Here is a 13,029-nt window from a genome sequence, read left to right as displayed (position 1 = left end):
CATTCCACCCCGCGTTAGCGGCGCTTCGACTTCCGGTCGTCCTTGACGTGACCCCGGAAGGTGCGCGTCGGCGAGAACTCGCCGAGCTTGTGGCCGACCATCGACTCGGTGACAAACACCGGAATGTGGGTCTTGCCGTTGTGCACCGCGATCGTGTGACCCAGCATGGCCGGGATGATCATCGAGCGACGGGACCAGGTCTTGATGACGTTCTTGGAACCGGCTTCGTTCTGGGCGTCCACCTTCTTTACGAGGTGTCCGTCGACGAAGGGCCCCTTCTTGAGACTGCGCGGCATCTAAACCCGCTCCTAGCGCTTCTTGTTCGTCTTGCGGCGGCGGACGATGTACTTGTTCGAAGCCTTCTTCGGCGAACGAGTACGACCCTCCTTCTGACCCCAGGGGCTGACCGGGTGGCGACCACCGGAGGTCTTGCCCTCACCACCACCGTGGGGGTGGTCAACCGGGTTCATCGCCACACCGCGAACGGTCGGGCGGACGCCCAGCCAGCGCTTACGGCCGGCCTTGCCCCAGTTGATGTTGCTCTGCTCGGCGTTGCCGACCTCGCCGACCGTGGCGCGGCAGCGCTGGTCGACCAGACGGATCTCACCGGACGGCATACGAAGGTGGGCCATCGTGCCCTCCTTCGCGAGCAGCTGCACCGAGGCACCGGCGGAGCGGGCGAACTTGGCGCCGCCACCGGGACGGATCTCGATCGCGTGGATCGTGGTACCGACCGGGATGTTGCGGAGCGCCAGGTTGTTGCCCGGCTTGATGTCGGCCCCGGGACCGTTCTCGACGCGGTCGCCCTGCGACAGGTTGCGCGGGGCGAGGATGTAGCGCTTCTCGCCGTCGGCATAGTGCAGCAGCGCGATGCGCGCGGTGCGGTTGGGGTCGTACTCGATGTGCGCGACCTTCGCCGGCACGCCGTCCTTGTCGTGACGACGGAAGTCGATCACTCGGTAGGCGCGCTTGTGTCCGCCACCCTGGTGGCGAACGGTCACACGACCGGCGTTGTTACGGCCGCCCTTGCTGTGCAGCGGGCGGACCAGCGACTTCTCCGGCGTGGACCGCGTGACCTCGACGAAGTCGGCGACGCTGGAGCCACGACGGCCCGGCGTAGTCGGCTTGTACTTGCGGATTCCCATTATTCAGTCCTCGTCCGATATCGGACGATCCGGACCGCCCTCAGGCGGTCGGACCGCCGAAGATGTCGATACGGTCGCCCTCGGCAAGGGTCACGATCGCGCGCTTCGTGCCGGCACGCTGACCGAAACCGGTCTTGGTGCGCTTGCGCTTGCCGATGCGGTTGATCGTGTTGACGCCGGTGACCTTGACCGAGAAGACCGCCTGGACGGCCTGCTTGATCTGGGTCTTGTTGGCGTTCGGGGCGACGATGAACGTGTACTTGTTCTCGTCGAGGAGCGCGTAGCTCTTCTCCGACACGACCGGCTTCAGCAGCACGTCACGGAGGTCCGTGAACGCCTTGCTGGGCGCGGTGACGACGGTGTTCTTGCCTTCGGTGGCGTGGCGCTTCGCCTTGGCGACGCGCGCGGCCTTGGCGACCTTGGCCGCCTTGGAGGCGATGCTCGGGTGACGCGTAGCCATCAGGCGTCACTCCCTTCGGTGTCGTTGGCCTGCGGGCCGGCGACGAAGGACTCGAGAGCGGCCTGGGTGAAGACCACGTCGTCCGAGACGATCACGTCGTACGTGTTCAGCTGGCCCGGCTCCAGGATGTGCACCTGGGGCAGGTTGCGGGCGGACAGCCACGCGGCCTCGTCGGCGCGGTCGACGACCAGGAGCAGGTTCTTGCGCTCCGAGATCTTGCCGAACAGCGTACGAGCGGCCTTCGTGGAGGGAGCCTCGCCCTCGATCACGCCGGTGACGACGTGAATGCGGTTGTGGCGGGCCCGGTCGGTGAGGGCGTGACGCAGAGCGGCAGCCTTCATCTTCTTCGGGGTCCGCTGCGAGTAGTCACGCGGCTGCGGGCCGTGGACGACGCCACCGCCGGCGAACTGCGGCGCGCGGGTCGAGCCCTGGCGTGCGCGGCCGGTGCCCTTCTGACGGTAAGGCTTCTTACCGCCACCGCGGACTTCACCGCGGCGCTTGGTCTTATGCGTGCCCTGACGGGCAGCCGCGTTCTGCGCGACGACGACCTGGTGGATCAGCGGGATGCTGATCTTCTCCACGCCGAAGATCTCCGCGGGGAGCTCGACGCTTCCGGTCTTCTCGCCTGCAGGCGAAAGGATGTCAACAGTGCTCATCGGTACCTCAGGCCCCCTTGGCCGCAGTGCGGACCAGGACGAGGCCGCCGTTCGGACCGGGGACAGCGCCCTTGATGAGCAGCAGACCCTTCTCCGCGTCAACGGCGTGGACGGTCAGGTTCTGGGTGGTGACACGCTCGTTGCCCATGCGACCCGCCATGCGGAGGCCCTTGAACACGCGGCCCGGGGTGGCGCAGCCACCGATGGAACCGGGCGAGCGGTGCTTGCGCTGGGTGCCGTGTCCGGCGCCGAGGCCCTTGAAGTTGTGACGCTTCATGACACCGGCGAAGCCCTTGCCCTTGCTCTTGCCGGTCACGTCGACCTTCACGCCGGCCTCGAACACCTCAGCGGTGATCTCCTGGCCCAGCGTGTACTCGGAGGCGTCCGCGGTGCGGATCTCGACGAGGTGGCGACGGGGGGTGACGTCGGCCTTGGCGAAGTGACCCTTGAGGGGCTTGTTCACCTTGCGCGGGTCGATCTCGCCGAAGGCGATCTGGACCGACTCGTAGCCGTCACTGTCGTTCGTACGGACCTGGGTCACGACGTTGGCACTGGCCTTGACGACGGTGACCGGAACAACACGGTTGTTCTCGTCCCACACCTGCGTCATGCCGAGCTTCTCGCCCAGGATGCCCTTGATCTGCTTAGCCATTCTTCAGATCACCGGCCCCTAGAGCTTGATCTCGATGTCGACACCGGCCGGGAGGTCGAGTCGCATCAAAGAGTCAACGGTCTTGGGCGTCGGGTCGAGAATGTCGATCAGACGCTTGTGCGTGCGCATCTCGAAGTGCTCGCGCGAGTCCTTGTACTTGTGCGGCGACTTGATGACGCAGTACACGTTCTTCTCAGTGGGCAGCGGCACCGGGCCCGCGACCGACGCACCAGTGCGGGTCACCGTCTCGACGATCTTCTTCGCCGAGGAATCGATGACCTCGTGGTCGTAGGCCTTGAGCCGGATGCGGATCTTCTGTCCCGCCATGGCTACTCAGTAGTCCTGTCTCTTCTAACGCTCTGGAACCAGATGGTCTGTTTACTTCGTTCCGCCGACCCACGCGGTCGGGTGTGTCGCGCTGTCACCGACACAGATGCCCCTTGTTCGAACATCCCTGCTGGGAAAGCACGGCCCTTCCGGAACCGCAAGCCGGGGACGAAAGGCCCACCGGGTGCCTGGTCGGCGCTCTATTGACACTTCCCGAAAGATTCCCGTACGTCCGCCCCAGCGCTGCCAACAGGCAGTTAGGGCGACGAGTACTGTGGGACTCGCTTTCGGTCCTCCCGGCGGGAGGCGCGCAACATCAACACTCGACCGAGCAACTCCGACAGTCTGCCATATGGGGCACTGCCTCCGCCAATCGAGCCGGAGACAATACCCCGGACGTGACGTAGGTCAAACGCCGAGCCGCTCCAACCCGGGCTTTTCGAGGCCCGCTTGTGAGGCCGGTCACCGTGAACCCGTTCGAGGGCTCCGGGTAACAACGGGTGTATCCGACCGACGGCAGACACGGAGCCCGCGTGAACAGCCCACCTGGCAGACATGACGAGGACGCATCCGTCATCGCCGACTCCCTGACCCGGCCCGAGTTGTTCGGGGAGCTCTATCACCGGCACGCCGCGGTGATCCACCGGTACGCGGCCCGACGCCTGGGCGAGGACGCGGCCGAGGACATCACCGCCGAGACCTTTCTGGCCGCGTTCCGCACCCGGGGACGCTACGACGCCTCCCGCGCCGGCGCCCGGCCCTGGCTGTACGGAATCGCCGCCAACCTCATCGGCAAGCAGCGCCGTGCCGAGGTGCGGGCGCTCAGAGCCCTGGCCCGCACGGGACACGACCCCGTGGCCGACTCCTGGACCGACCGCAGCGACAGCCGCGTCACCGCGCAGGCCGCGCAGGGCCGCCTGGCAGGCGCGCTGGCCGGTCTCTCGCGCGGCGACAGGGACGTCCTGCTGCTGGTCGCCTGGGCGGACCTCGGCTACCAGGAGGTCGCCCAGGCGCTGTCCATCCCGGTGGGCACGGTGCGCTCCCGCCTCAACCGGGCCCGCAGGAAGGTACGCCTCGCACTCGGCGATGCGGACCCCACGTTCGTACGCGACTCCGCGGAGGTGATCGGCCATGGCTGAACCGGCGATGGACGAGGTGACGGCGGTCCGACAGCTGCGCGCCGACGCTCCCCTGCCCGACCGTGCCCGGCTCGCCCCGGCCCACCGGCGGCTGCTGGACGAGATCGCCGGACCACCCCGGCGCGGCCGGGCCGGGTGGCAGCTCAAAGCGGCGGGAGCGGTCGCCGCGGTGACGGCCGCGGCGCTGCTCTCCACCCTGACGCTGCGCGAGGACGACAGGACGCCGACGGGGCCGGCTCCGACGGCGACCGCCCGGCCGGACTCCTGGGTGTACCAGCGGGTTCGGCTGGTCCTGCTGAACTGCCCCGCCGTCAGGAGCTCCCTCGCGTACAGCGAGGCCGGCTCGTTCGATCTGTCACCCGGAACGCGCCCGTGCGACACGAAGACACCGACGTCGTTCGACTCGGACCACTGGATCCGCTACGACGGCCGGTCCACGGCCGTGCCGGACACGAGCAACGGCGATGCGGACGGCGTCCGGGCGTGGGCCGAACTCGCCGGCTCCGCGCCCGGACAGATGCTCCCGCCCCAGCAGACGGACGCCCTGCTGGCCGCGCTGCCCGACGACCCCGGCGCCGCCCTGAAGGCGATCCTCAAGAAGTCCGTCCCCACCCGCGTCACCAGCGCGTACCGGCTGACCCAGGCCCAGCGCGACTTCGACGAGGTGGTCGAGGTGCTCTCCGGAGCCTCCGTCGTCCCGGCCGACAAGGCTCGGACGATCTACCGGATCATCACGGGACTGGAGGGAGCGACCGAGCCGGTAGAGGTGACCGACGGCGAGGGACGGAAGGTCGTGGCCATCGGCGTCGACGGCAACTTCCGTGACTACGCGTACGAGCGCAACAGCATGCAGGTGCTGCTCGACCCGGAGACCTTCGCCTACCGGGGTGTCCGCTGGGTGGCCGGAATGGGCTACTACGTGGGCGGCAAGGCCTCCGGGGGCCTGTTCGTGGCGAAGGGGACCGTCCTCGCCACGGCCACCCGTGTCGCCACGGTCGTCGTCGACAAGGCCGGCGAGCGGAACTGAGCCTGGCCGGGTGGCCGGGAACATGCGAGAGGGCCCGTGCGACCGAAGTCGTACGGGCCCTCTCAGGTGCTCAGCTCAAGCTGGAGCTACCAGGTCGATCAGCAAGAACTACTTGGTGATCTTGGTGACCTGGCCGGCGCCCACCGTGCGACCACCCTCGCGGATGGCGAACTTCAGGCCCTCTTCCATGGCGATGGGCTGGATGAGCTCCACCTTCATCTCGGTGTTGTCACCCGGCATCACCATTTCGGTGCCCTCGGGGAGGGTCACAACGCCCGTCACGTCCGTCGTACGGAAGTAGAACTGCGGACGGTAGTTGTTGAAGAACGGCGTGTGGCGGCCACCCTCGTCCTTGGACAGGATGTAGGCCTGGGCCTCGAAGTCGGTGTGCGGCGTGACCGAACCCGGCTTGATGATGACCTGGCCGCGCTCGACGTCCTCGCGCTTGATGCCGCGGAGCAGCAGACCGACGTTCTCACCGGCCTGGCCCTCGTCGAGCAGCTTGCGGAACATCTCGATGCCGGTGACCGTGGTGGTGGTCTTCTCCTGCTTGATGCCGATGATGTCAACGGTCTCGTTGACCTTCAGGACACCACGCTCGATACGGCCGGTGACGACCGTACCGCGACCGGTGATCGTGAAGACGTCCTCGACGGGCATGAGGAACGGCTTGTCGACGTCACGCTCGGGGGTCGGGATCGCCTCGTCGACGGCGGCCATGAGGTCGAGAACCGACTGACCCCACTCGGCGTCGCCCTCGAGCGCCTTGAGCGCCGAGACCTTGACGACCGGCAGGTCGTCGCCCGGGAACTCGTACTCGGAGAGGAGCTCACGGACCTCGAGCTCGACGAGCTCCAGGATCTCCTCGTCGTCCACCATGTCGGCCTTGTTCAGGGCGACGACGATGTACGGAACGCCGACCTGGCGGGCCAGGAGCACGTGCTCCTTGGTCTGCGGCATCGGGCCGTCGGTGGCGGCGACCACGAGGATCGCGCCGTCCATCTGCGCGGCACCGGTGATCATGTTCTTGATGTAGTCCGCGTGACCCGGGCAGTCGACGTGGGCGTAGTGGCGGCCCTCCGTCTGGTACTCGACGTGCGCGATGGAGATGGTGATACCGCGCTGACGCTCTTCGGGAGCCTTGTCGATCTGGTCGAAGGCCGAGGCCTCGTTCAGGTCCGGGTACTTGTCGTGCAGCACCTTGGTAATGGCGGCCGTGAGGGTCGTCTTACCGTGGTCGATGTGACCGATGGTGCCGATGTTGACGTGCGGCTTAGTCCGCTCGAACTTCGCCTTCGCCACGGGGGTCCTCCTGGGAGTGGTTCTGGAACGCCTTGCTTCATCGGCGCCAGGTGATCTTTGCTGGAAAGCCCGGGTCCAGGGGGCAAACATCCGGGGATGCGGCTGTTTGCCCCTTGAGGCTCCGGAGTCAAGCCTACGGCGTGTAAACCGAGTGTGTTACTCGCCCTTGGCCTTCGCGATGATCTCCTCGGCGACGTTCCGGGGAACCTCGGCGTAGGAGTCGAACTGCATCGAGTAGCTTGCGCGACCCGACGTCTTGCTGCGGAGGTCGCCGACGTAGCCGAACATCTCCGACAGGGGCACCAGGCCCTTGACGACGCGGGCACCGGCCCGCTCCTCCATGGCCTGGATCTGACCACGGCGGGAGTTGATGTCGCCGATGACCTCGCCCATGTAGTCCTCGGGCGTGGTGACCTCGACGGCCATCATCGGCTCGAGCAGCACGGGGCTGGCCTTGCGCGCGGCCTCCTTGAAGGCCTGCGAACCGGCGATCTTGAACGCGAGCTCGGAGGAGTCGACCTCGTGGTAGCCACCGTCGAGCAGGGTGACGCGCACGCCGGTCATCTCGTAACCGGCGAGGATGCCGAACTGCATGGCCTCCTGCGCACCGGCGTCGACCGAAGGGATGTACTCCTTCGGGATACGACCACCGGTCACCTTGTTCACGAACTCGTACGAGGCGTCGCCGCCCTCGATCGGCTCGATCGCGATCTGCACCTTCGCGAACTGGCCGGTACCACCGGTCTGCTTCTTGTGCGTGTAGTCGACCCGGTCGACCGCCTTGCGGATGGTCTCGCGGTAGGCGACCTGCGGCTTGCCGACGTTGGCCTCGACCTTGAACTCACGGCGCATACGGTCGACCAGCACCTCGAGGTGCAGCTCGCCCATGCCACCGATGATGGTCTGGCCGGTCTCCTCGTCCGAGTGGACCTGGAACGACGGGTCCTCCTCGGCCAGGCGCTGGATCGCGATGCCCAGCTTCTCCTGGTCGCCCTTCGACTTGGGCTCGATGGCGACCTGGATGACCGGAGCCGGGAAGTCCATGGACTCCAGGATCACCGGCTGCTTGTCGTCGCACAGCGTCTCGCCGGTCGTGGTCTGCTTCAGACCCATGACGGCGACGATGTCGCCGGCGCCGACCGCCTCGATCTCCTCACGCTTGTTCGCGTGCATGCGGTAGATCTTGCCGATGCGCTCCTTCTTGCCCTTGACGGAGTTCAGCACGGCAGTGCCGGACACCAGGCGGCCCGAGTAGACCCGGACGAAGGTGAGCTTGCCCAGGTGCGGGTCGCTCATGATCTTGAACGCGAGCGCGGACAGCGGCTCGTCCTCGGACGGCCTGCGCTTGACGACCAGCTCCGGGTCCTTGACGTCGTGGCCTTCGATGGCCTCGACGTCCAGGGGGGAGGGAAGGTAGCGCACGACCGCGTCGAGCAGGGGCTGAACGCCCTTGTTCTTGAACGCGGTACCGCAGAACACGGGGGTGACCGTGATGTCGCTGGACTTGCCGGACGCGATGGTGATCCGACGGATCGCGGCGTACAGCTGCTCCACGGAAGGCTCCTGGCCCTCCAGGTACAGCTCCATGATCTCGTCGTCGTTCTCGGCGACGGTCTCGACGAGCTTGCCGCGGTACTCCTCGGCAGCCTCGGTGTGGGTGGCCGGGATGTCGACCACGTCGTACATCTCGCCCTTCTCCGCCTCGGCGGACCACACGAAGGCCTTCATCGTGACCAGGTCGACGACGCCCTTGAAGTCGGCTTCGGCACCGATCGGGAGCTGCATGACGATCGGCGTCGCACCGAGGCGGCTGCTGATCATGTCGACACAGCGGTGGAACTCGGCACCGGTGCGGTCGAGCTTGTTGACGAAGCAGATACGCGGGACGCCGTAGCGGTCCGCCTGACGCCACACGGTCTCGGACTGGGGCTCGACACCCGCGACGCCGTCGAACACCGTCACGGCACCGTCGAGCACGCGAAGCGAACGCTCCACCTCGACGGTGAAGTCGACGTGGCCCGGGGTGTCGATGATGTTGATGGTGTGGTCGACATCGGCCAGCGGCCAGTGACAGGTGGTGGCAGCAGAGGTGATCGTGATGCCACGCTCCTGCTCCTGCTCCATCCAGTCCATGGTCGCGGCGCCGTCGTGGACCTCACCGATCTTGTAGGAGACGCCGGTGTAGAACAGGATCCGCTCGGTGGTGGTCGTCTTGCCCGCGTCGATGTGGGCCATGATCCCAATGTTGCGGACCTTGGCCAGGTCAAGTGAAGTGGTAGCCATAAGGCTTTCGTCTTCTCTCGGTCTCGATGTGGGTAGCGACTACCAGCGGTAGTGCGCGAAGGCCTTGTTGGACTCGGCCATCTTGTGGGTGTCCTCGCGCTTCTTCACAGCGGCGCCGAGGCCGTTGGACGCGTCGAGAAGCTCGTTGAGGAGGCGCTCGGTCATGGTCTTCTCGCGACGGGCGCGGGAGTAACCGACGAGCCAGCGCAGCGCCAGGGTGCTCGCGCGACCCGGCTTGACCTCGATCGGGACCTGGTAGGTCGCGCCACCGACACGGCGGGACTTGACCTCGATGGTCGGCTTGATGTTCTCGAGAGCGCGCTTCAGCGTGATGACCGGGTCGTTGCCGGTCTTCTCGCGCAGGCCCTCCATGGCGCCGTAGACGATGCGCTCGGCGGTGGAGCGCTTGCCGTTCAGCAGCACCTTGTTGATGAGCGACGTGACAAGAGGAGAACCGTAGACCGGGTCGATGATGACCGGGCGCTTCGGGGCAGGGCCCTTACGAGGCATTGTTTACTTCTCCTTCTTGGCGCCGTAGCGGCTGCGGGCCTGCTTGCGGTTCTTGACACCCTGGGTGTCAAGGGAACCGCGGATGATCTTGTAGCGAACACCGGGCAGGTCCTTCACACGGCCACCACGCACGAGCACGATGGAGTGCTCCTGCAAGTTGTGTCCCTCACCCGGAATGTAAGCAGTGACCTCGATACCGCTGGTCAGACGCACACGCGCGACCTTACGCAGGGCCGAGTTCGGCTTCTTCGGGGTGGTCGTGAACACACGCGTGCAGACGCCGCGACGCTGGGGCGAACCCTCGAGTGCGGGCGTCTTGTTCTTCTCGACCTTGTCCTGCCGGCCCTTCCGGACCAGCTGCTGGATCGTAGGCACTACTTCTCCGGTTTCTGTGTGCCGAATGGTGAAGCTAACCTGGAACTTCGCCGACCCACGCGGTCGGGTGTGTCGGATCCGGCGAACTTCCGCCGTAAGGCAGGAAGAGGCGCAGATCACGGTGGCCGCTAGCTAGGCCCCGTGTGCGGTTGAAGACACGCACGAGGGCCAGGGCACACCCCAGGCACAAGGTCTGAGCGTACCTAGCGCATTCACTCCGGTCAAAACAGAACCCGCGCCCCCGACACGCCGGAGGTTTACGAGCGCCGTCCCGACCCCTGTGATACCGGGGCCGCGGCGTCCGCGGAGCCCTCCGGGGGCGACGCCGGGGACGGCACGACCGGGTCGCCGGCCCGCGACGGCCGCTTCCCGGCGCCAGCCGCCGGATCTCCCGCCGTGTCCGCCGCCGCATCCGACGCCGTGTCGTGACCGATGAAGTACGTCGGACGGTTCTGGACGGCCGTATAGATGCGGCCGACGTACTCGCCGAGCAGGCCGACGCAGATCAGCTGGACCGCGCCGATGAACAGCACGCCGGTGAAGAGGGAGGTCCAGCCGGGAACGGTGTGCTGGAAGGCGTGGGCGCTCAGGGTGTAGATCATCAGGCCCAGGCAGACCAGGAACGCGAAGCCGCCCAGCCAGGTGGCGATGCGCAGGGGAGCCGCCGAGAAGCCCGTGACGCTGTCGACGGCCAGCCGGATCATCCGGCCGAGGGGGTACTTGCTCTGGCCCGCCGGGCGCGGGGCGCGCTCGTAGCGCACCTCTCCGCTGGGGAAGCCCAGCCAGGGCACGAGGAGGCGGTAGACCCGCTGCTGGTCCGGCAGGGCCTTCAGGGCGTCCACGGCGGCCCGGCTCAGCAGCCGGAAGTCACCGGCCTGGGCCGGCACCGACGGTCCGGCGAGACGGCGGACGAGCCGGTAGTACAGGCCCGCCGTCCACCGCTTGAAGCCGGTGTCGCTGGCCCGGTCGGCGCGGATGCCGTAGACGATGTCGAGCCCCTCGGCGCGGGCCAGCCCGAGCATCTCGGGGATCTTCTCCGGCGGGTCCTGGAGGTCGGCGTCGATGCTGACGACGTACGCGCCGTGCGCGCGGTCCAGGCCCGCGGTGAGGGCGGCCTGGTGACCGGAGTTGCGGCGCAGGCCGATGACCCGCAGTTCCGGCCAGCCCAGCCGGAAGGCGGCCAGCAGCTCGGCCGTGCGGTCGGTGCTGCCGTCGTCGACGGCGACCACCTCGTAGCCGACGCCGAGGTCCGCCAGGACCGGGCGCAACCGGCTGACCAGCGCGGGAAGCACCTCTTCCTCGTTGTACATGGGTATGACGACCGACAAGACGGTCGCCGCGGCCGTGGCGTTCGGCGCTTCGGTCACCCGTCCTCCCCCAACCTGTGGCGCACATGTGCGACTCTGTTGCGATCTTATGACCGCACTCTTATGACCACACTTCACGATCATCCGGACAGCGGTGCCGCCCCTGGGTGTCCGGCGATCGGCCGAGGGGGGACCCCAGCCATGAGCACGGCTTCCAGCGACACGGCGACGGACTCCGCCGTGCCCGACGGGCCACAGGAGCGCTCGCGGAGACTGCGCCGCCTCAGCCTGCCGGACGGTGTACGACCGTACCTCGCTCCGCTGCTCCTCTACGGCGTCACGAAGCTCGTGGGCCTGTCCGTCTTCGCCTGGCTCCTGGAGTCGGCCGACGAATACCAGAAGAAGAACCCGCGCTTCGGCGGCGGCGCCCACTGGTGGGACGTCCTGGCCACCTGGGACGGCTGGTGGTACCTCCAGGTCGCCGAGAAGGGGTACGACCCCCGCCCGCTGGAGCAGCTCGCCCCCGGCGGCCTCTTCACCGTCAAGCAGAACTCGGTCGCCTTCTTCCCGCTCTACCCGGGCCTGATCCGGGGCGTCTCCGAGATCACCGGGCTGGGGCTGTTCGGCTCCGGGATCCTGGTCTCGGTGCTCGCCTCCTTCGTCGCGGCCGCCGGCGTCTACGCCGTGGTCGCGACGCTCGCCGGAGTGCGGGCGGGCACGATCGCGGCCGGGCTGTGGGCGGTGGTGCCCGGGGCGGGCGTGGAGTGGGCGGTCTACTCGGAGTCGGTCTTCGTCGCCATCGCCTCCTGGTGCTGCTACTGCGTGATGAAGCGGCGATGGGTCGCGGCGGGGCTGCTCGCCTTCGTGGCCGGGCTCAACCGGCCGACCTCCGCCGCCCTCATCGGCGCGGTCGGGCTCGCCGCGATCGTCACCCTGGCCCGGCGGGAGAGCAGGCGCGAGCACGGGGTGTCGGGGCCCCTGTACGCCATGTTCGCCGCGCCGCTCGGCCTGCTCACCTACGTCACCTGGGTCGGTCTCAGCATGGGCGACCTCACCGCGTACTTCACGCTCCAGCGCGAGGGGTGGGCGCACTATTTCGACTTCGGCTCCTACACGCTCGACGTGCTGGGCAACACCGCGATCGGTCGCCACGACTATCTGTTCGCGTTCTCGGTCCCCGACCTCCTCGGCGTACAGCTGGTGCTGGCGCTGCCCTTCCTGATCGCGCTGATGCTCCGCAGGAAACCGCCGCTGGTGCTGGTGGCGTACACGCTGGCGAGTGTGATCACCGTGCTGGGCACCCAGCAGATGTTCGGCAACACGGGGCGGTACCTGCTGCCGGTCTTCCCGCTGCTGCTGGCCCCGGCGGCGGCGCTGAGCCGGCTGAAGTGGCCGAGCCTGGCGGTGTTCTTCGGGACGGCGGCCCTCGCGTCGGGGTGGTACGCGCACTACGTGATCTTCGAGTTGGGCATTCCGTAGACCCGACGCGGTGACCTGGCGCGGTGCGGTGGTCCGGTGCGGTGCGGTGGTCCGGTGCGGTGCGGTGGTCCGGCGCGGTGACCCGGTGCGGCGCGGGGGCCGGAGGTCACCGGGCCCGGCGGGTGGCGCGTTCTGCGGCGAACACGTCCTCCAGCCGGAAGAGCTGGGCCCGTCCCGCCTTGCCGGCCGGCGCGAGGTGCCCCAGCTGGACCCACTTGCGGATGGTGGCGGGGGCCACACCGACCTCCTGGGCCGCCAGGGGGCCCGGAATCAGGGTCGGTCGCCCGGCGGCGCGTCGATCGGAAGCGCGTCGATCGGAAGCGCGTCGATCGGGGGCTCGTCGATCGGGGGTGCTCCGGTCCGGAGT

15 protein-coding genes are annotated in these 13,029 nt (G+C 67.8%); 3 read left to right on the top strand and 12 right to left on the bottom strand.

What is annotated here, in order from left to right:
• Positions 1-14: 14 nt before the first annotated feature.
• From rpsS to rpsJ, 6 genes are read right to left on the bottom strand one after another with little or no spacing between them, the layout of a single operon-like run.
• A complete protein-coding gene (gene rpsS, locus ABT070_RS10810) occupies positions 15-296 on the bottom strand; it encodes a 30S ribosomal protein S19 (protein ID WP_020132632.1) in 282 nt (93 codons plus the stop codon).
• A gap of 12 nt (positions 297-308) precedes the next feature.
• Positions 309-1,145 carry a 50S ribosomal protein L2 gene (gene rplB, locus ABT070_RS10805; RefSeq protein ID WP_020132633.1) on the bottom strand — a complete coding sequence of 279 codons (837 nt, stop codon included), beginning with the start codon at positions 1,143-1,145 and terminating at the stop codon, positions 309-311.
• Positions 1,146-1,185: 40 nt separating this feature from the next.
• Positions 1,186-1,605, bottom strand: a complete 420-nt coding sequence (rplW, locus tag ABT070_RS10800; RefSeq protein WP_020132634.1) for a 50S ribosomal protein L23 — start codon at positions 1,603-1,605, stop codon at positions 1,186-1,188.
• Positions 1,605-2,261: a 50S ribosomal protein L4 gene (rplD, locus tag ABT070_RS10795; protein WP_020132635.1), complete on the bottom strand. Its 657-nt coding sequence runs from the start codon at positions 2,259-2,261 to the stop codon at positions 1,605-1,607. The genes rplW and rplD overlap by 1 nt, the downstream gene beginning before the upstream one ends.
• Positions 2,262-2,268: 7 nt before the next feature.
• The gene (gene rplC, locus ABT070_RS10790) at positions 2,269-2,913 is read right to left on the bottom strand and encodes a 50S ribosomal protein L3 (protein WP_351757716.1); all 645 of its coding nucleotides are present in this window, start codon (positions 2,911-2,913) and stop codon (positions 2,269-2,271) included.
• 18 nt (positions 2,914-2,931) lie between these two features.
• Positions 2,932-3,240 (bottom strand): 30S ribosomal protein S10, encoded by a 309-nt coding sequence (gene rpsJ / locus ABT070_RS10785; RefSeq protein ID WP_003948644.1) that lies wholly within the window; start codon positions 3,238-3,240, stop codon positions 2,932-2,934.
• A gap of 533 nt (positions 3,241-3,773) precedes the next feature.
• Here rpsJ and ABT070_RS10780 point away from each other — a divergent pair.
• Together ABT070_RS10780 and ABT070_RS10775 are read left to right on the top strand one after the other, a co-directional pair.
• On the top strand, positions 3,774-4,379 hold the full coding sequence (locus ABT070_RS10780; protein WP_351757713.1) for an RNA polymerase sigma factor: 606 nt from the start codon (positions 3,774-3,776) through the stop codon (positions 4,377-4,379).
• Positions 4,372-5,406, top strand: a complete 1,035-nt coding sequence (locus tag ABT070_RS10775) for a hypothetical protein (RefSeq protein WP_351757710.1) — start codon at positions 4,372-4,374, stop codon at positions 5,404-5,406. Before ABT070_RS10780 ends, ABT070_RS10775 begins: the two co-directional genes overlap by 8 nt.
• 108 nt (positions 5,407-5,514) lie before the next feature.
• On the opposite strand, the gene tuf is transcribed toward ABT070_RS10775, so the two are convergent.
• From tuf to ABT070_RS10750, 5 genes are all read right to left on the bottom strand, one after another.
• Positions 5,515-6,708, bottom strand: coding sequence for an elongation factor Tu (gene tuf / locus ABT070_RS10770; RefSeq protein ID WP_351757707.1), 1,194 nt, complete (start codon positions 6,706-6,708; stop codon positions 5,515-5,517).
• A gap of 156 nt (positions 6,709-6,864) precedes the next feature.
• Entirely contained in the window at positions 6,865-8,991 is a 2,127-nt protein-coding gene (fusA, locus tag ABT070_RS10765) for an elongation factor G (RefSeq protein ID WP_351757704.1), read from the bottom strand.
• Positions 8,992-9,030: 39 nt separating this feature from the next.
• Entirely contained in the window at positions 9,031-9,501 is a 471-nt protein-coding gene (rpsG, locus tag ABT070_RS10760; RefSeq protein WP_020132641.1) for a 30S ribosomal protein S7, read from the bottom strand.
• A gap of 3 nt (positions 9,502-9,504) precedes the next feature.
• Positions 9,505-9,876 carry a 30S ribosomal protein S12 gene (gene rpsL / locus ABT070_RS10755; protein WP_003948652.1) on the bottom strand — a complete coding sequence of 124 codons (372 nt, stop codon included), beginning with the start codon at positions 9,874-9,876 and terminating at the stop codon, positions 9,505-9,507.
• A gap of 257 nt (positions 9,877-10,133) precedes the next feature.
• On the bottom strand, positions 10,134-11,243 hold the full coding sequence (locus tag ABT070_RS10750; protein ID WP_351757701.1) for a glycosyltransferase family 2 protein: 1,110 nt from the start codon (positions 11,241-11,243) through the stop codon (positions 10,134-10,136).
• 141 nt (positions 11,244-11,384) lie between these two features.
• Here ABT070_RS10750 and ABT070_RS10745 point away from each other — a divergent pair, with 141 nt between their 5' ends.
• Positions 11,385-12,662, top strand: coding sequence for a putative hexosyltransferase (locus tag ABT070_RS10745; RefSeq protein ID WP_351757699.1), 1,278 nt, complete (start codon positions 11,385-11,387; stop codon positions 12,660-12,662).
• A 106-nt stretch (positions 12,663-12,768) separates the two neighbouring features.
• On the opposite strand, the gene ABT070_RS10740 is transcribed toward ABT070_RS10745, so the two are convergent.
• A complete protein-coding gene (locus tag ABT070_RS10740; protein WP_502990162.1) occupies positions 12,769-12,936 on the bottom strand; it encodes a MerR family transcriptional regulator in 168 nt (55 codons plus the stop codon).
• Positions 12,937-13,029: the final 93 nt, after the last annotated feature.

It is taken from the genome of Streptomyces sp. NPDC002884 (assembly GCF_040295245.1).
Lineage (GTDB): Bacteria > Actinomycetota > Actinomycetes > Streptomycetales > Streptomycetaceae > Streptomyces.
The sequence above is the reverse complement of the archived record's forward strand: the minus strand, read 5'-3'. Positions and strand labels throughout refer to the sequence as shown.